This window comes from Bacillus sp. FSL K6-2841 (genome assembly GCF_037976435.1).
Taxonomy (GTDB): Bacteria; Bacillota; Bacilli; order Bacillales; family Bacillaceae; genus Bacillus; species Bacillus pumilus.
In genome coordinates, this window is sequence record NZ_CP150266.1 from 607,057 (window position 1) to 633,489 (window position 26,433).

Consider the following 26,433-nt stretch of genomic DNA (forward strand, 5'->3'; position numbering starts at 1 on the left):
CCCCCATAAAAAAACCATTCTCCACGTGCGGAAAATGGTTTTTGATTTATTTTTGCTGCTGTTTTTTAAGTTTAACAGAGAAGGCAAACATTTTGAGCGAGATATTAATATTATAGGCCGCAAACACCATCAGCAAAATGCTGTAAAATGACCACATGTCACCTGGATTTTGAATGGCCATATAGGTGAAAGCCACACCTACGGCAAAATAAATGATGCCCCATACGACAGGGTTTCTCATGAGAAAAAGCCTCCAATAATCATTTGCATCGTTTGAGATTGTTCTTCAATCATTTTTCTTACTGGCTCAATCTGCACAAGAATGACGAGCGAGTTCATCAGCATATGAGCACCGATTGGAACAATGATTCGTTTTGTTTTCGCATATAAAAAGGCAAAGGTAAAGCCCATTGCGGTATAGAGCAAGATGTGGGGGAAATCATTGTGTACAGCAGCGAAAACCACTGAACTGACAAGTGCTCCAATGAAAAAATTCGTTTTTTCATAAACCACACCAAAGATGATTTTTCGAAAAATAATTTCCTCTAATATCGGTCCAATCAGGGCGATGACGATCACAAGCCATGGAACTGCATCCATAATGGCTAAAATGTTTTGAGTATTTTCGGATTCTCGGCCAATGCCAAATGCATATTGTTCAATCGCCCCCGCAATTGATTGTGCTAAGAGGGAAAGAAAGAAACCGACAATGATCCAAACGATTGCCGCGCCGACTGAAACCGGTGCTTCATTTCGAAGTGAAGCTCTTGGTACAGTCCGAAGGATGAGCAGAATAATGATTAATCCGACACAGAAGCTGATGATTGTCCATGTACCTGACAATTTAGAGAGCTCTGCTTGTGTCATCGGTGTCTGAATGTAACCTAACCACTTCATAATGAACACATACGGAAACGCAGAAACCTGCACCAATATATACGTTAAGATGATGTACCAATATTGTTTTTTCAAGTAACGAAAACCCCTTTACTAAAAGAACTAGATTTATTGTAACACAAGTCTTCTTTTTCGATGAAAAGGAAAGAATCTGAGTTGAAAAAAGATCATGAAAGCGTAAAAATTTTTAAAGGTTTTTACTTGAAATTACAGAAGACATTCTTTATTATAATAAATGTGTTAGCACTCACTGGTGATGAGTGCTAAAAAAAGACTACATATAAAAATTGAGGAGGTTGTTTCTTATGTTAAAGCCATTAGGCGATCGCGTAATCATTGAACTCGTTGAATCTGAGGAAAAAACCGCTAGCGGTATTGTGTTACCGGATTCTGCAAAAGAAAAACCGCAAGAAGGTAAAATTGTTGCAGCAGGTTCAGGCCGTGTACTTGAAAGTGGTGAGCGCGTTGCGTTAGAAGTAAACACAGGCGACCGCATTATCTTCTCAAAATATGCAGGCACTGAAGTGAAATATGAAGGCAAAGAATATTTAATCCTTCGTGAGAGCGACATTTTAGCTGTTATTGGTTAATCACATAAAAAACATTGAGATACATTTTTAAAAAGACTGAGGAGGTTTCGTTATTATGGCAAAAGATATTAAGTTCAGTGAAGAAGCACGTCGCGCGATGTTACGTGGTGTAGATGCACTTGCAGATGCTGTAAAAGTAACTTTAGGACCTAAAGGACGTAACGTGGTTCTTGAGAAAAAATTCGGTTCTCCACTTATCACAAATGATGGTGTAACGATTGCAAAAGAAATCGAATTAGAAGATGCATTTGAAAACATGGGTGCAAAACTTGTGGCTGAAGTTGCAAGCAAAACAAACGACGTAGCTGGTGACGGTACAACGACTGCAACAGTTCTAGCTCAAGCGATGATCCGTGAAGGTCTTAAAAACGTAACAGCTGGTGCAAACCCTGTTGGCGTTCGTAAAGGGATCGAAGAAGCAGTGAAAGTAGCACTTGAAGGCTTGCACGAGATTTCTAAACCAATCGAAGGCAAAGAATCAATTGCTCAAGTTGCGTCTATTTCTGCAGCAGATGAAGAAGTGGGAAGCCTAATCGCTGAAGCAATGGAGCGTGTAGGTAACGACGGCGTGATCACAATCGAAGAATCTAAAGGGTTCACAACTGAGCTTGAAGTGGTTGAAGGAATGCAGTTTGACCGCGGATATGCTTCACCATACATGGTGACAGATTCTGATAAGATGGAAGCAGTTCTTGAAAATCCTTACATCTTAATCACGGATAAAAAGATCACAAACATTCAAGAAATCCTTCCTGTACTTGAGCAAGTTGTACAACAAGGAAAACCATTGTTGATCATTGCTGAAGATGTAGAAGGCGAAGCACTTGCAACACTTGTTGTGAACAAACTTCGTGGAACATTCAACGCAGTGGCAGTAAAAGCACCTGGATTCGGTGATCGTCGTAAAGCAATGCTTGAAGACATCTCTGTTCTAACTGGCGGAGAGTTAATCACAGAAGACCTAGGACTTGACCTAAAATCAACTGAAATCGGTCAGCTTGGCCGTGCGTCTAAAGTCGTTGTGACTAAAGAAAACACAACGATCGTAGAAGGCTCAGGAGATTCTGCTCAAATCGCAGCACGCGTCAACCAAATCCGTGCGCAAGTTGAAGAAACAACTTCTGAATTCGATAAAGAAAAATTACAAGAACGTCTTGCAAAACTAGCTGGTGGCGTCGCTGTCATCAAAGTTGGTGCTGCAACTGAAACAGAACTAAAAGAGCGTAAACTACGTATCGAGGATGCCTTGAACTCAACTCGTGCAGCAGTTGAAGAAGGTATCGTATCCGGTGGTGGTACAGCACTTGTGAATGTATACAAAAAAGTCGCTTCAATCGAAGCAGATGGTGACGTTCAAACAGGTGTAAACATCGTTCTACGTTCTCTTGAAGAGCCAATCCGTCAAATCGCTCACAACGCAGGTCTTGAAGGATCAGTCATCGTTGAGCGCTTGAAAAACGAAGAAATTGGCGTAGGCTTCAACGCAGCAACAAACGAATGGGTAAACATGATCGAAAAAGGAATCGTTGACCCAACAAAAGTAACTCGCTCTGCACTTCAAAACGCAGCTTCTGTTGCAGCAATGCTTCTAACAACTGAAGCAGTCGTTGCTGACAAACCAGAAGAAGGCGGCTCAGGCGGCGGAATGCCGGATATGGGCGGCATGGGCGGTATGGGTGGAATGATGTAAACACCCTCGAAAACCCCTTGAAATATAGGGGTTTTTGTTATGTCTTCATTTGGTCAAGAATGTTGATGAATTGAAACCTTCACCGCTTCTCATTCGTTAACATAAGAGATAGTGATTTTGGGAACTTTTTCTTAAGTGAAGAGTTTGAATGATTTTAAAAAGAAAAGCGGTGATCACATGGGCTTTACTACTTGGGTAGCGATTATTGTTGTACTGGCCGTCGTGTTTGGGTTGTTTGGATCGAAAAAGCGTGATAAATAAGAGGTTGCAACCCACTTCTACAGAGGAAGTAGGTTTTTTATTGCAAATACAACATTAATGAACTATACTAATTTTAATAATTTATTGTAAATGCAACAAAAGGGAGTCGTGATAAATGAAAGAGATTTTACGGGAAATCGGCGTTATTGCTCGGGCGCTTGATTCTATTAGTAATATTGAATTTAAAGAGTACGATTTAACGAAGGGGCAGTATTTGTATCTTGTGCGTATTTGTGAGGAGCCGGGCATCATTCAGGAAAAGCTAGCGGAAATGATCAAGGTGGATCGAACAACGGCTGCTCGTGCTATCAAAAAACTAGAGCTTCATGGTTTTATTGAGAAGAAAGATGACCCGGTGAATAAAAAAATCAAAAAGCTGTTTCCAACCGATAAAGGGAAAATCATATATCCACTGATCAAACGAGAACATGATTACTCGAATCAAGTAGCGCTGGATGGATTTTCTGAAGAGGAAGTGGAACAGATAAATGAGTATCTCCACAGGATAAGACAAAATATCGAAAAAGATTGGGATTATGTGAAAAAAGGAAATAAGAGACGCTACTAAATGATAAGGAGTGATAACTTCAATGACCGTTACTTTTATTCCATGTAATGATCAGCATGTAAAAGAGCTGCAAAAAGTCGGCAGCGACACGTTTAAAGAAACCTTTCAGGATCCAAACGAAGCTGAAAATATCGATGCTTACGTAAAGACAGCCTTTCATCCGAACCAGCTGTTAAAAGAATTACATCATCCATTTTCACAGTTCTATTTTGTTCAAGTGAATGGCGAAGTTGCTGGTTATTTGAAGGTCAATATGGAGGATGCGCAGTCAGAAGAGATGGGAAGTGAAGCGTTAGAGATTGAAAGAATTTATATCAAGCAGTCCTTTCAAAAACAAGGATTAGGCCGATATTTAATCAATCAAGCTTTTGAGATCGCGAAGGAATATCATAAACGTGATGTTTGGCTTGGCGTGTGGGAGCACAACAAAGCGGCCATCGCATTTTATCAAAAGCTTGGGTTTGTTCAAACAGGGGTGCACGCCTTCCTTTTGGGAGACGAAGAACAATTGGACCTCATTATGACCAAAACACTTAGCTGATCAAAAAGGGGGAAGGGAACATGCATATTCCATCATTTTTTCAAGTGAAAGATATGGAGGAAGTAAAAGCATTTATTCAATCACATTCATTTGCAACAGTTGTGACCACGACGGATGGAAAGCCCATTGCGACACATATTCCAGTGAGTTTTCTTCAAATTGAAGATTCGTTTGTGATCTCAGGGCATATGGCCATTGGAAATCCTCAGTGGAAAACGTTTGAAGAGAATGAGCAGGTGCTCGTGATTTTTCAAGGGCCGCATGCCTACATATCCTCTTCATGGTATGAAAAAGAAGCAGTACCGACATGGAATTACCAAGCTGTTCATGTTTATGGAAAGGCTAAACTGCTTGAAAAATCGGAACTGGTCAAAGAATTAACAACGATGCTGGAGACATACGAAAGCCATAGAGAACAACCAGTGTTATGGCATACGTTGTCTGATGAATTGTTAGAGAAACAAATGAAAGGCATTGTAGGCTTTAAAATCATCATTGATGAAGTTCAGGCTGCTTTTAAAATAAGCCAAAATCGCAATGAAAGGGATTATGCTCACATCATTGAAAAGTTGGAAGCAGAGGGTGACGTGGAAATGGCTGAGGCAATGAAAAAGGGAGTAAAAGATGTATGAGAAAAGCACTCTTATGATCAAGAGTGCTTTTTTATTTGAGAGATATAAGATACCTTGGCTTATAATGTCACATTTTCTTTAAAATTACATAAAAAAATCCACTATTTCCATAAAAAATCAGATCGATTCCTTATAATAAAAGTATCTGAGAAATGGGGAGTGAGTCAAGATGGACCAAAACTTGCTGCAAATGAATCAAGTGAGATCAGAGGATGAATTAGCGGTTGTGAATATATCTTCTACAGAAATTGGGGCGCTGTCAAAGGAAGCGGCTGAGCGGATTTTACAAATGAAGGATACGGATAATATTCATCAACTGATGTATGTTCCGATTGAAAAGAAAGCAGATTTGCATTGGCTGATTCAACGTGTTGGACAGGCGTTAGAAGTTGAGGATAACGATATCGTTGCGCTTGAATTGGCTGATTTGCTCTATTTCTTTGTCATTCCATTTTATAAGGAGTATATTTTGAGGGAACATCATTTGTATGAGTGTATAGATGATTTGTTGGTACGATTAGCATCATGGACTCACTCAGATATTCACACACTGGTCGATGCGATGAGAGACGATTTGTTTGTATAAACTTGAAAAAAGCTTGTAGAGCGATCCTCTACAAGCTTTTCTAAATTATTGGGCTCTTTCCCAAGTGATCTTTGTTTCATTTGTTTTTTTCGTTCCCTTTGCCAGCACCTTACCGTTTTCTTGTTTCACGGTGATGTTTAGGTCGTAAAAGGAATAGAGGGCGCCAAGACTGTCATTTTCAGGTTTGTGCAGGTTGTTTTCTTTTTCAGTTGATGCCCCAATGGCCAGCGTTTTGGCAAAGTTTAAACCGATGACTTCAGCGTAATCACTATTGGTATCAGAAGAAGCTGTTACATGTAAAGAAATGACTTTTTTCTGTTGATCAACAGTGATATCCGTGTCTTTTATAAGTTTAGACTGCTCCATCACTTCTTTCGTTTCTTTTTGAATACGTTCATTAATCGTTGGAAGTGCCTTCGTTTCTGTTTTTTGTTCGTTTGCCGTATTTGAGCAAGCTGCTAGCATGAAGAGACTTGCAACTAGGCTCATGAAAACAAGTAGATTTTTTTTCACGTTCGTTCTCCTTTTTTCTTCGAAGTATGTATGTTTATGTTACCACGAATCCTTGATTTGATTAAAAGAGAAGTGTTGATATGCTGTGAACAATAAAAAACACCCAAAAAGGGCGCTTCAGCGTGTAGACAAACCTTCGCATTCGTTGTCAGGTCTGCGCTCCGGTGCTCACGAATGTCAAATTCGCTCCGCTTCGATGCTCGTCCTTCCTAGACTTCAAAGGTTTTCTATCACGCTGAAAAGAAAACAAAGGGCTAAAATAAAGTTCATTTTAGCCCTTTGTCAACAATCTGAAGCACCCAAAAAGGGCGTTTTTTTTTCTTATTGTGCTGAAAGGCTTGTACTTAATGGAACAGAAGAAATGACGGTGAATTTAGGAGCCGCAGCACCAGACTCTAAATTTTTACGTAAAAGCGATGATTTGATGGATCCATCCCATTTTTTATAGACGCTTCCTGAAGTATTTGCACGAAGCTGTACATTTGAGAAGCTTGCTTGTGAGTAGCTGTTTGTACCATTATCTTGTACACCGTGTACCATCTTGACGACATCGAGGTTTTTCAGACGACTAGGGTTGTAAACAGGCTGTTTATAGCGCAATGTCCCATTGACGTATAGTGACACTGTGCCATCACCATTATTGATGAGCTTTAAGTTGACGCGTGCGCCATCCTTAATGCTCTTATCGTATTCGCTGTTCCAGTATTTGCTGCCGCCTTGTGAGCCGCTGCCTAGAAAGACCTTGTAGCCAGAAGACGTTTTTGAAATACCGCTCTCAACAACGGCAGAACCGAGGCCGAGATACCAGTCCGCATAGCCATTTTTAATGGTAGCTGTTTTCGGCAGCACAATATCAGCCGAGATACCTGACCATTTGGCATCATCCGTTTGTGTCACAATCGCGCCGTGACGAGGACCAGCTGCAGAGGCGGGAATACTTGATAGCATCAAAACGAAGGCCAAACCTACACTCAAAACGATAAACCACTTTTTCATGAAAATTCCTCCCTAAAATGGATTCACTTTCATTATATAAAATGAAAGGAGGGATCTACTTACAATTTTATGGATGGTTTTGGTATTAATTATGAAAAAAACCGGTCGAAAAGTGGTCAACTTGTATTCGAATTGTAACGTGTCTGTAAAATAAAAGGGTGCATCTTCATGTATAATGAGTTCAGAAACCAAATACGGAGGATTTTTTAATGAATAAAAAGCTTATCGCGACAATCGTAACAGTAGCTAGTTTATTTTTGGCGTTTAGTTTCTCACATGGAGCAAGTGCAAAAAAAGTAAGCGGCAATATTACTTGGTATAATGGTGTCGGTAAAAAAGGCGCAGATGGAAAAAAACTCGGTCATTGGGATGCAGCAACTAAAATGGGATTTGACGTACCGAAAAAAGGTACAAAATTAAGAGTGACAACAAAAGCGAAACCACATAAAGTGATTACAGTATATAAATATGATGTAGGTAGAATGCCAAACGCTGTATTAGACGTTAGTCCAAAAGCATTCAAAGCACTTGGGTATAAAACAAGTAAAGGTGTCGTAAAAGGACATTACACTTATTAATACATAGGCATGCAAAGAAGCGGGAAAAGTTCATTTTCTGGCTTCTTTTCTTGTAGAGAGGGTCTGAAAGGCAATGAAAAAATCAACATGGTGGATCATCACGGTCATCGGAGTCGCAGTGATTGCGGCCGTCATTTTCTTTATGATGAAGCCGGATCAAGAGACGAAGCATGCGGGAAAAGTGAAAACAAATCAGAATGCAAAAGACGAATTACTCGTTTCATTTACAGATCAACAGTTAAACAATACGTATTATCTGCATGACCGGGCGCTTCATACGGAGAAACTGACAGCATATCCTTCGATTGCTTATGATTCTACGAAACAGCTTTTATATTACACGTATACGGATGAAGACACGCAAAAAGTGAGTATTCGAGAACTGAATGTAAAAACGGATGAAGAAAAAACGTTATTTACGAGTGATGATTCCATCGACAGTATGAGGCTGTCTGGAGACGGGAAACAGTTATATCTTAGGTATAATAAGGATTCTGGGGAACAATTTTATGTCGCTATGTTTGATGTCAACACACACAAAGTGGATGTATTGTATCCAGAAAAAAGCAAGGATGACACGGTAAGTTCTTTTGCATATGATCCGGCGTCAAACCTTCTGGCAATCCAGCATTATTCCTTAAAAGAAGATTACAAGAAAACCGACGAAGCGAATGAAAAGGGAAGAGACCCTGAACCAACGACCATGAAGATCACCCTTCAAACAGGCACTAAGGGGAAGCGAATTGCACGCATCTCGCAAACGATTAATGATATTTCATTTTCACCAGATCATAAGACATTGATTTATACAGAAGTGAAGATGCGAAATGAAAAAGAAGTATCCTCTATTAAAATGCTAGATGTAGAAACAGGAAAACAGGCAACACTTGTTAAGAACAGTAAGAATGTGCATATTTTAAGTGCCGCACAGCCGCAATTTTCTACGGATGGGTCTTCTGTTTATTTCTTAGGTGTTGCTAAAAACGCAAAGGAATTAAAGGATGATACCGGACGAAAAGCAAAGGTAAGAACGATTTTTGAATACGATATCAAGAAAAAAACAGTGGAAGCCGCATGGGAGAAGGAAGGCGGGATTGTTAACAATTTCACTGTCAATCGATAAAAGGTACGTTCAGTTATTTTTATATAACTGGACGTTTTTTTATTTTGTCGTTTGACATGTTGCAGAAATTGAGGAATTTATGTAAGGAAAATCAGTTTTTAAGGTGGGAAATGTGTGGTATTTTCATATTTTGCTTATGTGACAGAGGAAAAGAAAGAGAGTAATATGAATGGACATAAAAAACGAGAGGACAGATGGCTTCTCGTTTTCACTGATTTATTTGGTGTTATTGTCTAATAAGTTTTGAAAGATAAACAGGGCATTAATGGAGTGAGGGAATCCAGCAACTTTTGTACAGTGCTTAATAATCTCCATGATCTCTATGACAGAAAGTCCGATATGTAATGCTTGTTCAAAATGAGTCTTTAATTCTTCATCACAATCGCCTTTTGTAATGAGGGCAGATAATGTGCTGATGGCCTTTTGTTTTTCATCTAATATGAAGTGGTTGAATTCTTTTTGTTCACCGAGTTCAATTGTTAGCTGTTCAATATTTGACCGAATGCTCTCGTTTTTCTGAATTGAAAGCTTCTCTATGTTACCTGCCGCTGTTTCTTGTGTGATCTGGCAAGTCTCTTTTTCTTCATTCAAATTGAACTCCTCCGTTTTTTATCGCAATTTTCCATTTGTTCGTTCATTGTGGCAAATGTGCCTTTTGATACATGCAATGGGTATATAGTAGTATTATCGGTTTGCTGCGTCAACTTTTTAAGTGTTGAATGTACAAATAAATGCCATTTTAAGTCTTGCTTTGTTTTATTTTAGAATGATTCAATGAAAAGGAAGGAAAGGGCTAATATATCGCTGTCTGTTAGCCCTTCGTAATGATTTACTCAATACATGTTTTTACGTATGTGACGGGGGATCGGTTTCATGTTACTAAATAATATCCATCGGCCGCATCATGTCATAATCTTCGTGCTCTAATATATGACAATGCCACACATACCTGCCGCTGTATGGAACAAAGCGAGCGATGATTCGAATGACTTCACCGGCATGCGCTTGAATGGTGTCCTTGTAGCCTTGTTCATGTAAAGGAGGGGCTTCGTTCGGTCCTGTATACACAATGTCTCCTGTCGATTGATAGACCTCTGTATCAAATGGTCTTCTGTCTATCACCCTAAATTGAACAAGATGTAAATGAATGGGATGTGTACCCCTTGTTGGATTGACGATGGACCAAACCTCTACACTGCCCAGCCGAGGATTTTCCGTGACGGGGTCATTCCAAAAATGGTTATCCAGCAATAAAATGGGGCGGCCGTATTTATCCTGTGTACCCGTAAGAGTGAGCGTGCGCTCTTTATCAGCTCGACTAGGACGAAGCGGTGGAAGCGGTTTGAAAATAGGCCGTAATGTTTTAGGCGCTCTTCCTTTTAGCGGACGTGTGACTTTAAATTGCATGATGTTGGCATCTGTTTCAGGATTTACTTCCTGTCCGCAGCCGGCTTTATTTTTAAGGATGATCGTTTTGTTTTCGTAAGCCGAAAAATCGATGATGACATCAAATCGCTCAGCAGGAGCAATGCTAAAGGATTGATGGTGAACAGGTCTTGGCAAAAAGCCGCCATCAGATCCAATTTGCAAAATCGTCGCATCGTTGTCTAGATGCAGCTCGTAAGTTCTTGTATTGGATGCATTTAAAATACGAAAACGGTATTTTCGTGGTTCTACTTCTAAATACGGCCATACTTTTCCATTGACCAAAATGGTTTCTCCGCAAAAGAAGGGCACGATGGACGGATCTGGTAGGTCACTGTCTTCTGGCGTGTTGTTTGGTCTGCTTGGATAAAACAGAGAGCCATCCTCCTGAAACGTACGGTCCATAATCATTAAAGGAATGTCATAGTCATCTTTCGGCAGTTCTAAGGACTTTTCAAATGCATCTGAGATCAAATAAAACCCAGCTAAACCGGCGTACACATTTAGTCGTGTCAATGCCATCGCATGATCGTGATACCACAATGTGCAGGCTTGCTGATGATTTGGGTATTCGTACACTTCTCGTTCAAAGAAGGGGCCGGTTGCTTCAAAGTCTCGTGAAAACCAAGCCTCTGGATAGCCGTCACTGCTTGCTGGTGTGACACCTCCATGTAAATGAACGACGGTTTTGACTTCTGGTTCATCATGATGGCCTTCGTGAATGGTGTGATCGACCGGTAGAAAATGTTTAAGTGGCAATTTGTTCATCCATTTCACTTTGACTTTTTCATTTCGATTCGCATGAATGGTTGGACCAGGCAAACTGCCATTATAGGTCCATAGCTTGGTTGGGGGCAGGTCTCTATGAACTTTTAGAAATACCTCCTCCATAGCGATTTCATAATACGTTTGTCTTGGGTTCTTTTTGATGGGCTCCGCAACTTCTGGAATTGGCAGCTCATCAACAAATTTTTCTAGGTTCATGTTGTCTAATCCTCACTTAAAATCCAATTTGATACAGTATAAGTGCGGACATCAAAATAGGTGAATAAAATAAAAAACCCGCTTATCAGCGGGAACATTACGGATGTTTATTTTCAAGCGCTGCATTTGCAGGCACCTTTTTATTCGGTTTAAAGATGAAATAAGCAGCAAGCACACCGAAGGTAATGATACTTGTCAAAATGAGCTGTGGTCTCATTGATTCGATAAACAGCATTGATGCCAAGATGGCGCAAATGACCAAAATGGTAAAGTACGTGAGATATGGGTACAGCCACATTTTGATTTTGAGTTGTTCTGGATTTTCTTTTTCGATTTTACGGCGCATTCTTAATTGTGAAACAGCAATGACTAAGTAGACAAGAAGGGCAATCGCACCGGATGCATTGACTAAGAACAAAAAGATGGTTTCAGGATAAAAGTAGTTCATCATGACGGCAATGTAGGAAAAGAAGGTGCCAGCAACTGTAGCCGCTACAGGAACACCACGTTTGCTGATTTTCATAAAGCGTTTCGGTGCTTCGCCTCTTTCTGCCAATGAATAAAGCATTCTGGACGTTGTGTACAATCCGGAGTTTAAGCAAGATAGAACGGCTGTTAAAACAATGACGTTCATGACTTGAGCGGCTGATGGAACCCCGATGTATTCTAATACCGCAACGAACGGGCTTGTTAAAATACTTGCTGAATTCCATGGAAGCAGGGTGACAACGACAGCGATTGATCCGACGTAGAATATGATAATACGCCATACAACAGAGCGGGTAGCTGTTGTCACAGACTTGACCGGGTCTGCTGATTCTCCGGCCGCTATTGCCACAATCTCGGTTCCCATGAAGGAAAAGATGACAACGACAATTCCGAGTAAAACAGAGCTGAATCCATTTGGAAGGAAACCGCCGTTCCCCGTTAAATTAGCAAGACCTACAGTATGATGACCACCAAAACCAAAGATAAATGCAAAACCGATGAGTAGAAAGAGAATAATGCTGACGACTTTTATTAATGAGAACCAATATTCAAATTCGCCAAAAGATTTAACAGAAAAGATATTTGTTAATGTTAAGAGGATCGTGAGGATAAGACTTGTGAGCCAAACGGGTGCATCTCCATACCAATACTGAATAATGGCAGCACCAGCAATGGCTTCGATGGCGATGACAATCACCCAGAAGAACCAATAAAGCCAGCCAATTGTAAAACCGGCCCATGGACCGATGGCGTCGCTCGCATATTGTGAGAAGGAACCGCTTGTCGGATAGGCGCATGCCATTTCTCCAAGCATTCTCATAATAAAGATCACGAGAAGTCCGGCAAAAGAATAGGAAAGAATGGATCCAGGCCCTGCAGAATGAATGACAGCGCCGCTACCAACAAATAGCCCTGCGCCAATAACCCCAGCAATGGAGATCATTGAAATATGTCTTGTTTTAAGATTTTTTTGAAGACCGTTTGTCATGTTGGACATGTCTTTACCTCCAAACATTTCTCCTGATAGAGAATTTGTTTTTAGAATATTTTAAATTTTATCACACTGAATTGTCATTCAGCATTGGACAGGTTATCAAACTGACATTTCAAACCTCTTAACATGATGTTAAAAAGTATAAAGGATTTGAGAGATTATGTTCCCTCTTTTTCCTCTGTTCATTCTTAAAAATAGCATAAAATCGGATGAAGAGAAGTTGTGTCTTAAAATAAAATTATTCTGACAATTAATTAGTAAGAGTGATATTGCCCATATGATCCTCGCAGAGTGAATTGGAAAAAGGTTGATGGGAGTAGGTCTTGAGGTCAATTGACCTTATAAAAATAAGTTTACTTAGGTCAACACATTTCTATGTATCCTATTTTGCTGACACAAGCGAATCATGTTGCTGTAGACCCACACGGGCTTTGCTTTGTAAGATAAATAATAGAAAAGTGATGTGTGAGGAGGCGCGGTTCGACATGGAGCGCTATAACGAATTAAGACAAGGTGAAACAGGTGCTTGGGTCAGCATCATTGCCTACGTGATCTTATCTGCGGTGAAACTTCTGATTGGGTATACGTTTCATTCAGAAGCCCTTTCGGCAGATGGATTGAATAATACGACGGATATTATTGCATCCCTTGCAGTATTGATTGGACTTCGTATTTCTCAAAAACCGCCTGATGAAGATCATCCATACGGTCATTTTAGAGCAGAGAATATTGCGTCTCTTGTGGCGTCCTTTATTATGATGCTTGTTGGACTTCAGGTTCTGCTGAGTGCAGGCCAGTCGCTCTTCTCGTCTGAGCATCAAACACCCGATATGATCGCAGCTTGGACGGCAGCAGGAAGTGCTGTGGTGATGTATGGTGTGTATATTTACAACCGCAATCTGTCCAAACGGATCAATAGCCAGGCTCTTCATGCAGCAGCAGCTGATAATAAATCAGATGCGTATGTGAGTATCGGAACATTTGTAGGGATTATCGCCTCTCAATTTCAACTGGCATGGATTGATACGCTTGCAGCGTTTGTGATTGGCCTCATTATTTGTAAAACGGCGTGGGAGATTTTCAGAGATGCTTCTCATTCGTTAACGGACGGTTTTCATATAAAAGATATGTCCAAATATAAAGAGACCATTGAAGCAACACCTGGGGTGGGCGATTTGAAAGATATTAAGGCACGGTATCTCGGAAGCACGGTCCATGTGGATGTAGTAGTGGAGGTCGAGCCGCACTTGAACATTGCAGAAAGCCATGATATTGCAGATGAGATCGAACGTAGAATGAAGAAGGAACATGATATTCTTCACTCTCATGTTCATATGGAGCCAGCAGGTGAGCCAAAAGAAGAGAAGAAGTCTTTTCCATCGTGAGAAGGCTTCTTTTTTTCTACGTGTTGATGTTTTATGCAATTGCGCGTTGTATGGTAAAGTTAGACTATATGAAATTTAACGGAAACGTGATAGGAGGATCAGGATGGCATTTGATGAACCAATGCATTCAGATTTAAAAAAAATCGTAGATAACATCAATAAAGTCATGGTTGGGAAGAAAGACATTGCGATATTAAGCCTTGTTGCGATTTTGGCGAAGGGGCATGTGCTGCTAGAGGATGTGCCTGGTGTTGGGAAGACGATGATGGTTCGTGCTTTGGCAAAATCGATTGGCTGTGAGTTTAAGCGAATCCAATTCACTCCTGATCTTTTGCCATCTGATGTAACAGGTGTGTCGATTTATAATAAAAAGACAAATGAATTTGAATTTAGGCAAGGTCCCATTATGGGACAGATCATTTTGGCTGATGAGATCAACCGGACCTCTCCAAAAACACAGTCTGCATTGCTCGAAGCGATGGAGGAAGGCAGTGTCACAGTGGACGGAGAAACAATGCTGCTTGCTGATCCTTTTTTCGTCATGGCTACGCAGAATCCAGTGGAATATGAAGGGACTTATCCACTGCCAGAAGCGCAAATGGACCGTTTTTTATTCAAGCTACAAATGGGGTATCCGACCATGCTGGAAGAGCTGGAGGTACTCAACTTGCAGGAGAAGCAGTCCCCGATTGATACGCTCCAGGCAGTGATGACAAAGGATCATATCCATGCGCTGCAGCAAGCGGTTCAGACCATTCATGTGGATGCATCCATTAAAGAATATATTGTGGAAATTGCACAGGCGACACGTCAGCATCCATCTGTTTATCTAGGTGTGAGTCCAAGGGGATCGATCGCCCTTATGAAAGCGGCTCAGGCGTATGCGCTGTTGAACAGGCGAGATTATGTGATTCCTGATGATGTACAGTATTTGGCGTCTTATACATTACCGCATCGAATGATTTTGACATCAGAAGCGACGTATGAAGGGAAGAAGGCGGAGACACTGCTGCGACAAATGCTTGAGCAAATTGGCGTGCCAGTTCAAAAGTCGATGAGTCAATGAAATTAGGTCATCGTTTCGCTTTTTCATTATGGTTACGGGTGATGATGCTCATCATTCTCACTGCCGCAGTCTTTTGTTATGCCATGTTTCAAGGAGGGTTTGTGAGTTGGTTCCTTTTTTATGCATTTTTACCATATGCATTGTATGCTTTGCTGTTTGCGCTTGTTCCGCTGAGAGTGACTGCGAAAAGGACATTACAACAAACTCACTTGAAGGCGGGAGACGTGCTGCCTGTTGACCTTGAAATCAAGCGGACAAATCTATTTCCATACGTTTACGTCTTGATTGAGGAGGATCCGCCAGACACCTTTCATTTACAGGAACAAATTGAAATGAAGCAAATACTGTTTCCTTGGTTTCGGAAAACGTGGCGTTTTTCCTATCAATTGAATGATGTCATGCGCGGGGAACATCATTTGTCAGCAGTTCGAATCAAAACGGGTGATATGTTTGGTTTTGTGGAGAAAGAAGTCATCATCCCGTTAGAAAAAAAGCTGCTTGTTTATCCGAAAATGCTCGATCTTCAGGTGGAGTCTGCTGAGTCATTGAATGAAAATGGAGGCAAAGCGGTTCACTCGTGGTTAAATGAACCGACCCATGTGACAACAGGTGTAAGGGAATATCAGCAAGGCGACCGTTTTGCCTGGGTGGACTGGAAGACGACAGCTAGAAGAGGCCAGTTGATGACGAAGGAGTTTGAACAGAATCAAACAAAGGATCTTGTCGTGTTTGCTGATTTTACCGATGAAGCGGTTTTTGAGACCGTCGTGTCTATTGCAGCGTCTGTCCTCCAATCGGCAGTGAAAAAAGGGGTTCCGGCAGGCCTTGTCCCACTTGGTGATCAGCGTGTCTTTCGAGTGGATCAAGGGGAATCTCATTTGCAGGACATGCTTTACTTTTTAACAAGGGTGCAGCATCATCCTTCTCGCTTACTCGAATATAAAGCGTTCGCAGCGAGTGAGTACCAATACTCTGGAAAATATGTCATTACGGGTCATCTGCATGAAGAGCTTGCTGCGAGCCTCTTTGGAAATCGAAACAGAAAGAACATCACTGTTCTTTTAGTGAAGAGAGCCGTGGATCGATTCACGACAAAAGAAAAACAACTTGTAGACCGGCTCAAGGCATCTGGAATACGCACGACCGTTTTATTTGAAGACCGGCTGCACGAAAGAACTGTGAGGTGACAAACATTTATGCTGCATACGCATCAGCGGCAAAGCCGTTTTGAGTTGTTCATCTATTATGCTGTAGCATTCCTGCTGCTTTGGGAATGGCTTCGACCGCTTCAAGATTTTACAGAGACGAGTCATACGTCTTATTTCATCATTTTTATAGGGCTTACATGTTTGTTTACATTCTTTCGTTTGAAGTGGTATGTGACGTTTCCTATTTGTACTGGCTTGATTTTGCTCGCCTTATATTTGATCTTTTATCAAGCAGAGCCAAGCTATCCGGCTCCATTATTTGCTGATATCAAAGATAATATCACCTTGATGAGCACAGGTATGTGGAGTGACATGTATCCCTCCTTCCGCACATTATTGTTTTATATTTTGCTATGGCTGCTTGTCTACTTGCTTCATTATTGGGTGGTCTATCAGCAGCGTATCTTTTTCTTTTTACTTATGACGATTGTGTATGTCACGATTCTGGATACGTTTACGCCATATGATGCAACCTTTGCGATCGTTCGTATTATGGTGTTTGGTTTTTGTTTGCTTGGGTTGCTGTATTTCGATCGACTGCGTTCGACTGAAGGCATTCGGGTATCACAGAAGGCGCGTCTAAAGTGGTTTTTGCCCATGCTGGCGCTTGTTCTTCTGTCAGCGACACTCGGCGCTTCTTTACCAAAGTCTGATCCGAAATGGCCTGATCCTGTCCCATTTTTTAAGGCGGTGACGAATCAAGATGGCTCTGCCGGACAGAATAAGGTGGGATATAGTACAGATGATTCATCGCTTGGCGGACCATTTAGTGAGGACCGCACACCGGTCTTTAAATGGAGCGGGAAGGAACCCTCCTACTTTCGTGTCGAAACAAAGAGCATCTACACCGGAAAGGGCTGGGAGGATGCCTCAAATGATACGAAACCTACGCGGCTAAAAGAGGACAGTGTGCCGAATCGCTGGTTTACCGAGCGTGTAAAAACAGACGAGCACGAAACGAGAGTTGACATGGAATCGAATTATCGATTTAATCATGCCGTCTATCCGATTGGGACGATCATGCTGATGCCAATGGAAAACATTCCGCTGCAAATGATGGGGAAAACGGAGAAAATCGTCCCATCCATTCAAAATCCGCCGAAAAATTTAGGGAACTACCAAGTCACCTTTTTGTCTCCTACATTTATCCTTGAGGATTTGCAGAGAATCAAAGTACCGACAAAGAAGCAGGTCAATCAGGAGGTTGGCCGTGAATACTTACAGCTTCCTTCCTCATTGCCAGAGCGAGTGAAAACATTGGCAAACAGCTTAACGGAAACGAAGGATAATATGTATGATAAGGCTAAAGCGATTGAGGATTACTTAGGGTCTGCGAAGTTTTCATATGAAACGCAAAATGTCGCTGTGCCTAGTCGTCAAGAAGATTATGTGGATCAATTTTTGTTTGATACGATGATCGGCTACTGTGATAACTTTTCAACCTCTATGATTGTACTGCTTCGTTCGATTGGGATTCCGGCGAGATGGGTGAAAGGGTACACGTCAGGTCAATTATATGAAACACAGATGGATGGAAACAATGTGTATGAAGTGACCAATAACAATGCGCATTCATGGGTAGAGGTATATTTTCCAAATAGAGGCTGGGTGACCTTCGAACCGACAAAAGGTTTTACGAACCCAGAGACCTTTACAAATGAATCGGCTTCAAGTGATCAAGCAGATGATGATCAAAAGGAAGAAGATCAGTCTAGCTCCGATGCAAGCGAAGATCAGCAGGCCGAACAGCCGCAGCAGCAGGAGACAGCGCAGACGGCTGAACCAAAGAAACAAACAGCGCAAGCGAAGCCTAATATGGTACATGTTGGTTCAATCCTGGGTTTTGCGGCAGGAGCTATGATCCTTCTAGGCTTGATCAGCTGGATGCTTTATCGATTCAGAGCAAAATGGCTGCCATTCTTTATTGTGAGAAAGGTGAAACGTCTGCCAGAGGAGGAAGCATTCTTCTATGCGTATGCTGCGCTATTAAAGCAGCTGAAGCGCAGGGGAATTGAGAAAAAACCTGGCATGACGCTAAGAGAATTCGCTTCTTTGATCGATGACAAGGATGGAGATCATCGGATGTCAGAGCTGACGCAGCTCTATGAGCGGGCACTCTATCGACGAGAGGATGCGTCGGTGCTTTGGGGGCAATCCGCAAAGTTATGGGAAAATTTAATAAACAGGAGATAGTCTTGACCCCGTACCTTCCTGTTGTTAGAATAGGTGAATATTAAAACCTTCTAAAATACATGAAATTGAAGCGTTCGGATGTGAGTCTGGGCGCTTCAAAAGCGTGATTCACACTGAGAGCAGGTTTTCTCCTCTCATTTTTTCTGTGCGTTTATAAAAAAATATATTGGACATAGAGGTGACACCATGACAAATTTAGTAAATGAAATGATTTTGGTTCTAGATTTCGGCAGTCAGTACAATCAGCTGATCACACGCCGTATTCGTGAATTTGGTGTGTACAGTGAGCTTCATCCGCACACTTTAACTGCTGAAGAAATTAAAGAAATGGCGCCTAAAGGAATCATCCTTTCTGGCGGACCAAACAGTGTTTATGATGAAGGATCTTTCCGCTGTGATGAAAAGATTTTTGATCTAGACATTCCGGTTCTAGGCATTTGCTACGGCATGCAGCTTATGACTCACTATTTAGGCGGGAAAGTAGAAGCGGCAAGCCAGCGTGAATACGGAAAAGCAGATATCCACATTAATGGAACGCCTGCTTTATTCAAAGACCTTCCGACTGATCAAGTCGTTTGGATGAGCCATGGTGACCTCGTTGTTGAAGTACCAGAAGGCTTTACAGTTGATGCAACAAGTGCACATTGTCCAAACTCAGCGATGAGTTTAGCTGAGAAGAATTTCTATGGCGTTCAGTTCCACCCAGAGGTTCGTCACTCTGAATACGGAAATGACCTATTGAAAAACTTTGTCTTCGGCGTGTGTGACTGCGATGGCAAATGGTCAATGGAGAACTTCATTGAAATCGAAATGCAGAAAATCCGTGAAACAGTAGGCGACAAACAAGTATTGTGCGCACTAAGCGGTGGTGTAGATTCATCTGTTGTGGCGGTATTGATTCACAAAGCCATCGGTGATCAGCTGACATGTATTTTCGTTGACCACGGTCTTCTTCGCAAAGGCGAAGCAGAAGGGGTTATGAAAACATTTAGTGAAGGTTTCAACATGAACGTGATTAAAGTAGATGCGAAAGATCGCTTCTTAAACAAGCTAAAAGGTGTGTCTGATCCTGAGCAAAAACGTAAAATCATCGGTAACGAATTCATCTATGTATTCGATGATGAATCGGACAAGCTAAAAGGAATCGACTATTTAGCACAAGGAACACTTTACACAGATATCATTGAGAGCGGAACAGCAACGGCACAAACAATCAAATCTCACCACAACGTAGGTGGTCTTCCAGAAGACATGCAGTTCGAATTGATTGAGCCTTTGAACACGCTATTCAAGGATGAAGTCCGTGCCTTAGGTTCAGAGCTGGGCATTCCTGACGACATCGTCTGGAGACAGCCATTCCCAGGTCCAGGACTAGGTATCCGTGTACTAGGTGAAATTTCTGAAGAAAAACTAGAAATCGTCCGTGAATCGGATGCAATTCTACGCGAAGAAATTGCCAACTTCGGCCTTGAGCGCGACATCTGGCAATACTTCACGGTTCTCCCAGACATCCGCAGCGTAGGTGTCATGGGTGACGCAAGAACATATGACTACACAATCGGCATCCGTGCTGTTACTTCGATTGATGGGATGACGAGTGACTGGGCAAGAATCCCTTGGGATGTACTTGAAAAGATCTCTACTCGTATCGTGAATGAAGTGAAGCATGTGAACCGCGTGGTGTATGATATTACGAGTAAGCCGCCTGCTACGATTGAGTGGGAATAGTAATAATAGAGCTAGAAACCTTTGTGTATCAAGGGTTTCTAGCTCTTTTTTATTTTTAATCGCACTTTTTCCTTCCGTTTTAATGTGTTAATGAATCATTCCAGCCCTTACACACATCAATCCATTGTGAATAACCGGAGTATTTTTCTAATTGTTTTATTGTTAGTTCAATCGCACTGTTGCTGCTCCCGCAGGCTGGATAGACTGTTTCAAAACGTTTTAGTGAAATATCTAAATAAACAGAAACGCCATTCTTTATAGCAAAAGGACATACTCCGCCAATTTCATGACCGACCAAGTCAACGACCTCATGAGGAGAAAGCATTTTAGCTTTTGTTTTAAAATATTCCTTGAATTTTTTGTTATCAACTTTTGCATCACCAGAGGTCACAACTAAAATAGCTTGTCCATTTACTAGAAAGGAGAGTGTTTTTGCGATTCTTTCAGGTTCGCAGCCCAATGCAGAAGCAGCTAAGTCTACGGTTGCACTAGATACTGAAAATTCCTGAATCCGAGTATCCATATCATATTGTTTAAAATAATCTTTTACTTTCTTGATCGACATGATGATTTCTCCTTTTTATTAGTATTGATTTGAAGTTTGCTCGACTTTATTATTTAAACGATATTGATGTGGTGTTATGTGAAACTTTTTCTTAAATAAACGAATGAAATGCTCTACATTTTGATAACCAACAGCTGTCGCAATATCATCTATTTTTAAATCACTACCAGTGAGCATTTGGCAGGCTTTCTCCAATCTTATTTCTTGTCGGATCTCACTAAATGATTTGCCAAGTTTACGAGCTATATATTTTGACAGATACGATTGTGAAAGGTTAAATTCCTCTGCCATCTTCTGGATTGTGATATGCTCACAACATTGCTGAATATATTGGAGCATTTGAATCATACGTATATCACTATATTGTTTGACCTGATTTACGTTCATATGACTTGGTTTGAATCTTAATAAGAGACATAATAATATCTCAAACAAATTATTCATAATCAACTGGTAACCAGGAAACCGATTGTGATTTTCTGTAAATAGTTGAAGAGAGCAGTCTAGCAAATTTTTATCCAAGCGACTATGGAAAATAAGAATATTTTTATTTTCTTTTATATACAATGCATTCAAAAAGAACTCTGAAATGACATGATTGCCTTTTAACATTTTAAAAAACACTTTTTGAAAAGTACTTTTACGGATCATGATTTGGATTGCGATTGTATTCTCCATTACAATTGGCTTGTGTATTGTGTCAGGTGGTATAAAGGCAATATCTCCTGATTTTAAAGCCAATTTTTTATCTTCCACTTCTACATACATCTCATTTTCTAGAACATAGATCATCTCAAAGAAATCATGGATAGCCGACAATTGAGGCATAAAACGGCTATACTTTCTCACTTCGATATCATTCTCCTGACCTAACCACATGGTATCCTCTTTTTCAAATTCGTTCTGCCCTTTTAGCAAAAATTCTTCTATATATATTTGCTTATGCATGAAATTATTTTGATCATAATCCTTCAAAAATATTTGCAATGATTGATTGTCATGCTTTTTCTGTTGGTATTGTTGATAAAAGATTTCTTGCTCGTTATATTCTCTTAAAAATTGCATTGCTTCATGTTTTTCAAGTTTATCTTTTTCCATCTACATCCAAACCTCTAGTCTATTTACTGCAACCACCAGGGCCTTCACTGTTGCTTCTATAATATCTTTATCAATTCCAGCACCCCAATGCATTTTTCCTTGATATGAAATTCCAATCTGTGCACAGGCTTTTGCTTGAGAATCCTTGCCCAAAGAATTCTGTTCATAGACTTCCAAAACATACTCGAGATTAAAGTGTGCTTTTAACGCATTACTGATTGCATCTAAACTTCCAGTGCCAGTTCCTTGTATTTCAATTTGTTGATCATCTCTCAGCAAAGTTAAGGTGACTTCTTGCTTCTCTCCTTTATGAAATTGATAATCAAGCAGCTGGAAATGAGGGTGAAAATCAACATACTGCTCTTTAAAAACATGATATATTTCTTCGACAGACAATTCCCTATTTGTCTGATCAGATACTTTCTTCGCTGCATATCCCATGGCTTCATTCATTTGATAAGGAAGTTGAATGCCATAATTTGTTTCTAGGATATAACCTATGCCACCTTTTCCAGACTGGCTATTGATTCGAATCACATCCGTTTGATAATTCCTCCCCAAGTCAACTGGATCTACTGGGATATACGGAACGTCCCATTTATCAACATGATGTTCCTTTCTATATTTCATACCTTTAGATATCGCATCTTGATGTGACCCAGAGAATGCGGTGAATACCATCTCGCCAGAATATGGCTGTCTCTCATGAACAGTAATTTTGGTTAGTTTTTCATATTTTTTACGAATCGCTTCTAGGTTATTGAAATTCAATTTTGGGTCATAGCCTTGTGAATACATATTCATCGCCAAGGTAATCAAGTCTACGTTCCCTGTACGCTCACCGATACCAAATAATGTCCCTTCGACTCTTTCTGCGCCAGCTAGCACACCAAATTCTGCATCACTCACTCCAGAGCCACGGTCATTATGAGGGTGAACAGACAATGTCACACTGTCTCGGTAAGACAGGTTTTTGTGTATATACTCAATCTGACTTGCAAAGATATGAGGCATTGAATATTCAACTGTTGTCGGAATATTGATGATCGCTTTGTGATGTGGTGTCGGTTTCCAAATATCTAAAACACTATTACAAATATCTAATGCATAATCCACTTCTGTTCCTGGAAAGCTTTCAGGACTATATTGAAAATAAATATCACTTTCTGTTTTTTCGGCCAGTTCTTTTACTAAAATAGCGCCATCAATGGCAATTTGTTTAATTTCATCTTTTGTTTTCTGAAATACTTGTCTGCGCTGCGCTTCTGACGTCGAATTATATAAATGAACAATCGCTTTCGGTACCCCCTTAATGGCTTCGAAGGTTCGGCGGATAATATGCTCTCTTGCTTGTGTGATCACCATAATCGTGACATCGTCTGGAATCATATGATGATCAATCAGTGTCCGTAATAGCTTAAACTCCGTATCATTAGCAGCTGGAAATGCGATTTCAATTTCTTTAAAACCTATCTCTATTAGTAACTGAAACATTTCCAATTTTTCTTCTAAGTTCATTGGAATAGGTAATGCTTGATTTCCATCCCGCAAGTCCACACTGCACCATATCGGAGCACTTTCTAATGTTTCTTTCTTCACCCAATCATAGGTAAGGTTCGGTGGCAAAAAGTATTTCTTTTCGTATTTTTTGTGGTTAAACATCATCCATTCCTCCTGTAATTGGAATATAAAAAAAGCCTATCATCTCCTTGATTGAACTTGGAGACGAAAGACTTCTTCTTACGCGGTACCACCCCTGTTTCATGATAACCTTACATTATCATGCCCTTACGGATACAGATTGTTATATCTTATATCCTTCCCATATAACGGTGGGGTGCCGACCTTAACTACATCAATCCTTTTCATTTCACTAAGGCTACTCTAAGGTGAGTTCCCTGCCTTTTTGTTATTGCTTCTCATCAACCAGCAACTTTCTGAAAACATTTAGGCAAGTACTATTCCTTATCATCGCATTCTAATTTTTCTGATTTTTTCTATTATACCAAGATGACAAAAAAGAGATAGTGGTAGGGATGTCTTTTTCAATTGATTTTTTTTGTCCTATGGGTGCTTATCTTCAGTTTACTTCTGTTTTACTGTGGTATCCTCCTCACCAAATAAAAATCCAAGGCCACAAATAAAGGTGAGTGAATTCAAAGCGAACAATAAAATGGCACCAATTTTTTTCATGACAATTAACCTCCTCTTAAATTCAGTCTGTTATCCTTCAAAGTTTAAATTCACTGGTTCATCCTCTAAATGATCCACAGTATTTTGTTCTGTCACTGGCACACTTTCATCTACAATTTTAAAACTAAGTTCGTCCATCCAAATTTGACCTGGACCTTGTAGTAATATGCCAAACGCAATGACTTCACTTTTTATTGGAACATCTAGTACGACACTAAAATGATTCCATCCATTTGTTCCTGTAATAGGACGGTTCATCATATTGTCAAACGCAAGAATTTCACCTGAAGAGTGGTCAATTCTCATCCATAAACCAGCTGAGCCTTTCACATCTTCGCTTTTGACAAAAGCGGAAAATTGAAGACGTTCCCCTTTGTAACGCTCAGACTTAATTTGCTGCATCAATGTTGCGAAACCTCCAGCTTTTTTATCTTTTGATTTTAAATAAGCGGAGTTAGTCCCACTGTGTACAATTTTGTTATCCAAACCTGTTTCATAGTCAGATGGGGTATCCCCCGTCATAATCCAGCCAGTAGGTGTGTTCTGATGATCAGCCATATTTGTTTCCTCCTCATTAATCACATTCCTTAATAATTTCCGATAACGTGCGGGTGACATGTCATATATCTTCTTAAAGGCTCTAGTGAAGGATTCCTGTGAACTAAATCGATACTGCAATGCGATGTCAATCGCCCTCTGGTCCGTATGAATTAAATCCTTCGCCGCTTGGGTCATTCGACGTTCCCGTATATAGTCAACAACTGACTTCTTAATCAATTTTTTGAATATACGGTGAAAGTGAAACCTAGAATAACCAGCGTGTTTCGCTAGAGTTTGAAGCGGTAAATCATCTTTCAGATGCTGTTCAATATAATTTAATGTTTCTTGAATCGTTTTCTCATGTTCTTGATAGGACAACCGAGCACCTCCTTGCCTTACGAGTTTAGTATAGAGGAAATCATCTTTTAGAAACTTGATTTTTTGTGCTATGTTGCAATTATAGAATGGACCGTTTAGTCCTAGGTAGCGGTGTACTGGGTGGAATTTCTGAAGAAAATCTAGAAATCGTCCGGGAATTGGGGGGGATACTATGCGAAGGAATTGCCAAATTCGGCTTTAAGCGTGACATCTGGCAATACTTCACGGTTCCCCCTAGACATCCGCTATGAGTTGATCTGTTTCTCTCTTGAATAGAATGTAAAAGAAATTGTTTACAAAGTGTTTAATTAAAAGTAAAATATAGTATATTAAAATTATAAAGAGTGACACTTATGGAGTCAAAAAAAACAAAAAAGAAACTACGTGCTGATGTCTTTGCTAGGCTAGTTAAAATTTTCGGAGAAAAATCTTGGGAAATTGAAGATGGTTCAAACGAAGTGAGTCTGTTCAATCGATATTGTAGTACATTACTTGATTTATCTGATGATCAACAGATGTTGATTTTAGAACTGACTGAAAGATTTACAAGGATTAAATATGAGGATTATTTAATTTATATTAAACAATTATTTTCGAGTCTTGTCAGCTATAAAGAATTTGATATTACAAGTATAAATAATATATATATTGCTCCATTGATCTCCCCGGATGATTTCGGGAAAAGTAAGAGTTCAACTATGGTTCAATATATAGCTAGAAATGCTATCAGTAATATACAAGAACTTGCTTTTAAAAAAATTAAATATATAGATGGTCTAGATGTGGAAAGTGAACTTGTTAACAGAGATGATAGTATTTTATTTTTACTGGACGATTTTGTAGGTACTGGAGACACTGCATCTGATGCTATTAATTACTTAATTAATGAGAAAAAAATTGATAAAAAGAAAATTTTGATTTTATCAATAGCCACATTAGAAGCTGGTATTTCTAATTTGAAAGGATTAGGATTTAATATTCATACAGCATTGATCTTTAATAAGGGTATAACTGATTACTATACCCCAGATATTGCATCTGAGAAAATCAGATTAATGGAATCCATAGAAAAAAAGATCAAAGCGCATAAAAATGAAAGGTTAGGTTTTAAGGGTTCTGAAGCATTAATTACTCTTGTTAGAACTCCTAATAATACATTCCCTGTATTTTGGAAGGAGAAAAAAAATCGAATTGCGCCATTTCCGAGGTGAA

General features: G+C 40.1%; 27 protein-coding genes and 1 other annotated feature. Of the genes, 16 read left to right on the forward strand and 11 right to left on the reverse strand.

The features are described from left to right. Positions 1-46 precede the first annotated feature (46 nt). Positions 47-241 carry a YdiK family protein gene (locus MHH68_RS03045; RefSeq protein ID WP_058015561.1) on the reverse strand — a complete coding sequence of 65 codons (195 nt, stop codon included), beginning with the start codon at positions 239-241 and terminating at the stop codon, positions 47-49. After that, complete coding sequence (locus tag MHH68_RS03050; RefSeq protein ID WP_058015560.1) at positions 238-972, reverse strand: CPBP family intramembrane glutamic endopeptidase; 735 nt, start codon at positions 970-972, stop codon at positions 238-240. Before MHH68_RS03050 ends, MHH68_RS03045 begins: the two co-directional genes overlap by 4 nt. A gap of 230 nt (positions 973-1,202) precedes the next feature. On the opposite strand from MHH68_RS03050, the gene groES reads away from it, so the two are divergent. The 7 genes from groES to MHH68_RS03085 all read left to right on the forward strand — a co-directional run bounded on the left by groES (position 1,203) and on the right by MHH68_RS03085 (position 5,765). After that, positions 1,203-1,487, forward strand: a complete 285-nt coding sequence (groES, locus tag MHH68_RS03055; protein WP_003214120.1) for a co-chaperone GroES — start codon at positions 1,203-1,205, stop codon at positions 1,485-1,487. 55 nt (positions 1,488-1,542) lie between these two features. Continuing rightward, complete coding sequence (gene groL / locus MHH68_RS03060; RefSeq protein WP_034320371.1) at positions 1,543-3,177, forward strand: chaperonin GroEL; 1,635 nt, start codon at positions 1,543-1,545, stop codon at positions 3,175-3,177. Between the two features lie 135 nt (positions 3,178-3,312). Then, positions 3,313-3,438: a hypothetical protein gene (locus MHH68_RS03065; RefSeq protein ID WP_268467507.1), complete on the forward strand. Its 126-nt coding sequence runs from the start codon at positions 3,313-3,315 to the stop codon at positions 3,436-3,438. Between the two features lie 115 nt (positions 3,439-3,553). Continuing rightward, a complete protein-coding gene (locus tag MHH68_RS03070) occupies positions 3,554-4,006 on the forward strand; it encodes a MarR family transcriptional regulator (protein WP_058015559.1) in 453 nt (150 codons plus the stop codon). 22 nt (positions 4,007-4,028) lie between these two features. Continuing rightward, a complete protein-coding gene (locus MHH68_RS03075; protein ID WP_058015558.1) occupies positions 4,029-4,547 on the forward strand; it encodes a GNAT family N-acetyltransferase in 519 nt (172 codons plus the stop codon). Positions 4,548-4,567: 20 nt separating this feature from the next. Further along, the gene (locus tag MHH68_RS03080) at positions 4,568-5,179 is read left to right on the forward strand and encodes an FMN-binding negative transcriptional regulator (RefSeq protein WP_058015557.1); all 612 of its coding nucleotides are present in this window, start codon (positions 4,568-4,570) and stop codon (positions 5,177-5,179) included. Between the two features lie 169 nt (positions 5,180-5,348). Next, positions 5,349-5,765, forward strand: coding sequence for a hypothetical protein (locus MHH68_RS03085; RefSeq protein WP_058015556.1), 417 nt, complete (start codon positions 5,349-5,351; stop codon positions 5,763-5,765). 45 nt (positions 5,766-5,810) lie between these two features. On the opposite strand, the gene MHH68_RS03090 is transcribed toward MHH68_RS03085, so the two are convergent. Then, positions 5,811-6,278: a hypothetical protein gene (locus MHH68_RS03090; protein WP_058015555.1), complete on the reverse strand. Its 468-nt coding sequence runs from the start codon at positions 6,276-6,278 to the stop codon at positions 5,811-5,813. Between the two features lie 321 nt (positions 6,279-6,599). Continuing rightward, the gene (locus MHH68_RS03095) at positions 6,600-7,274 is read right to left on the reverse strand and encodes a hypothetical protein (protein ID WP_339165062.1); all 675 of its coding nucleotides are present in this window, start codon (positions 7,272-7,274) and stop codon (positions 6,600-6,602) included. 209 nt (positions 7,275-7,483) lie between these two features. On the opposite strand from MHH68_RS03095, the gene MHH68_RS03100 reads away from it, so the two are divergent. The 3 genes from MHH68_RS03100 (at position 7,484) to MHH68_RS03110 (ending at position 9,212) form a co-directional block, all read left to right on the forward strand. Beyond that, positions 7,484-7,852, forward strand: coding sequence for an RlpA-like double-psi beta-barrel domain-containing protein (locus tag MHH68_RS03100; protein WP_003213878.1), 369 nt, complete (start codon positions 7,484-7,486; stop codon positions 7,850-7,852). A 73-nt stretch (positions 7,853-7,925) separates the two neighbouring features. Next, complete coding sequence (locus MHH68_RS03105) at positions 7,926-8,975, forward strand: hypothetical protein (RefSeq protein ID WP_339165064.1); 1,050 nt, start codon at positions 7,926-7,928, stop codon at positions 8,973-8,975. A 114-nt stretch (positions 8,976-9,089) separates the two neighbouring features. Beyond that, the gene (locus MHH68_RS03110) at positions 9,090-9,212 is read left to right on the forward strand and encodes a hypothetical protein (protein WP_257474570.1); all 123 of its coding nucleotides are present in this window, start codon (positions 9,090-9,092) and stop codon (positions 9,210-9,212) included. Here MHH68_RS03110 and MHH68_RS03115 read toward each other — a convergent pair. The 3 genes from MHH68_RS03115 to gabP form a co-directional block, all read right to left on the reverse strand. Then, on the reverse strand, positions 9,192-9,566 hold the full coding sequence (locus MHH68_RS03115; protein WP_058015553.1) for a carboxymuconolactone decarboxylase family protein: 375 nt from the start codon (positions 9,564-9,566) through the stop codon (positions 9,192-9,194). The two genes, MHH68_RS03110 and MHH68_RS03115, sit on opposite strands and share 21 nt — an antisense overlap. A gap of 288 nt (positions 9,567-9,854) precedes the next feature. Beyond that, positions 9,855-11,384 (reverse strand): multicopper oxidase domain-containing protein, encoded by a 1,530-nt coding sequence (locus MHH68_RS03120; RefSeq protein ID WP_061406972.1) that lies wholly within the window; start codon positions 11,382-11,384, stop codon positions 9,855-9,857. Positions 11,385-11,481: 97 nt separating this feature from the next. Next, entirely contained in the window at positions 11,482-12,870 is a 1,389-nt protein-coding gene (gabP, locus tag MHH68_RS03125) for a GABA permease (protein ID WP_058015551.1), read from the reverse strand. 482 nt (positions 12,871-13,352) lie between these two features. Between gabP and MHH68_RS03130 the strand changes: the two genes are divergently transcribed. The 5 genes from MHH68_RS03130 to guaA all read left to right on the forward strand — a co-directional run bounded on the left by MHH68_RS03130 (position 13,353) and on the right by guaA (position 20,447). After that, positions 13,353-14,252 (forward strand): cation diffusion facilitator family transporter, encoded by a 900-nt coding sequence (locus tag MHH68_RS03130; protein ID WP_044141457.1) that lies wholly within the window; start codon positions 13,353-13,355, stop codon positions 14,250-14,252. A gap of 103 nt (positions 14,253-14,355) precedes the next feature. Then, positions 14,356-15,318, forward strand: a complete 963-nt coding sequence (locus MHH68_RS03135) for a MoxR family ATPase (RefSeq protein ID WP_058015550.1) — start codon at positions 14,356-14,358, stop codon at positions 15,316-15,318. A gap of 101 nt (positions 15,319-15,419) precedes the next feature. Further along, on the forward strand, positions 15,420-16,505 hold the full coding sequence (locus MHH68_RS03140) for a DUF58 domain-containing protein (RefSeq protein ID WP_339165068.1): 1,086 nt from the start codon (positions 15,420-15,422) through the stop codon (positions 16,503-16,505). 9 nt (positions 16,506-16,514) lie between these two features. Continuing rightward, on the forward strand, positions 16,515-18,719 hold the full coding sequence (locus MHH68_RS03145) for a transglutaminaseTgpA domain-containing protein (RefSeq protein WP_339165070.1): 2,205 nt from the start codon (positions 16,515-16,517) through the stop codon (positions 18,717-18,719). Positions 18,720-18,905: 186 nt separating this feature from the next. Then, a complete protein-coding gene (guaA, locus tag MHH68_RS03150; RefSeq protein ID WP_012009093.1) occupies positions 18,906-20,447 on the forward strand; it encodes a glutamine-hydrolyzing GMP synthase in 1,542 nt (513 codons plus the stop codon). 79 nt (positions 20,448-20,526) lie between these two features. Here guaA and MHH68_RS03155 read toward each other — a convergent pair whose 3' ends face one another. The 4 genes from MHH68_RS03155 to MHH68_RS03170 all read right to left on the reverse strand — a co-directional run bounded on the left by MHH68_RS03155 (position 20,527) and on the right by MHH68_RS03170 (position 25,221). Continuing rightward, a complete protein-coding gene (locus MHH68_RS03155; protein ID WP_050945686.1) occupies positions 20,527-21,012 on the reverse strand; it encodes a YbaK/EbsC family protein in 486 nt (161 codons plus the stop codon). An 18-nt stretch (positions 21,013-21,030) separates the two neighbouring features. After that, positions 21,031-22,110, reverse strand: a complete 1,080-nt coding sequence (locus tag MHH68_RS03160; RefSeq protein WP_339165073.1) for an AraC family transcriptional regulator — start codon at positions 22,108-22,110, stop codon at positions 21,031-21,033. Then, entirely contained in the window at positions 22,111-23,772 is a 1,662-nt protein-coding gene (locus MHH68_RS03165) for a 2-isopropylmalate synthase (protein WP_339165075.1), read from the reverse strand. A 56-nt stretch (positions 23,773-23,828) separates the two neighbouring features. Then, positions 23,829-24,091 (reverse strand) — a binding site (T-box leader). A 242-nt stretch (positions 24,092-24,333) separates the two neighbouring features. Beyond that, a complete protein-coding gene (locus MHH68_RS03170) occupies positions 24,334-25,221 on the reverse strand; it encodes an AraC family transcriptional regulator (RefSeq protein ID WP_339165077.1) in 888 nt (295 codons plus the stop codon). Positions 25,222-25,574: 353 nt separating this feature from the next. Between MHH68_RS03170 and MHH68_RS03175 the strand changes: the two genes are divergently transcribed. Further along, entirely contained in the window at positions 25,575-26,432 is an 858-nt protein-coding gene (locus tag MHH68_RS03175; RefSeq protein WP_339165079.1) for a hypothetical protein, read from the forward strand. Position 26,433: the final 1 nt, after the last annotated feature.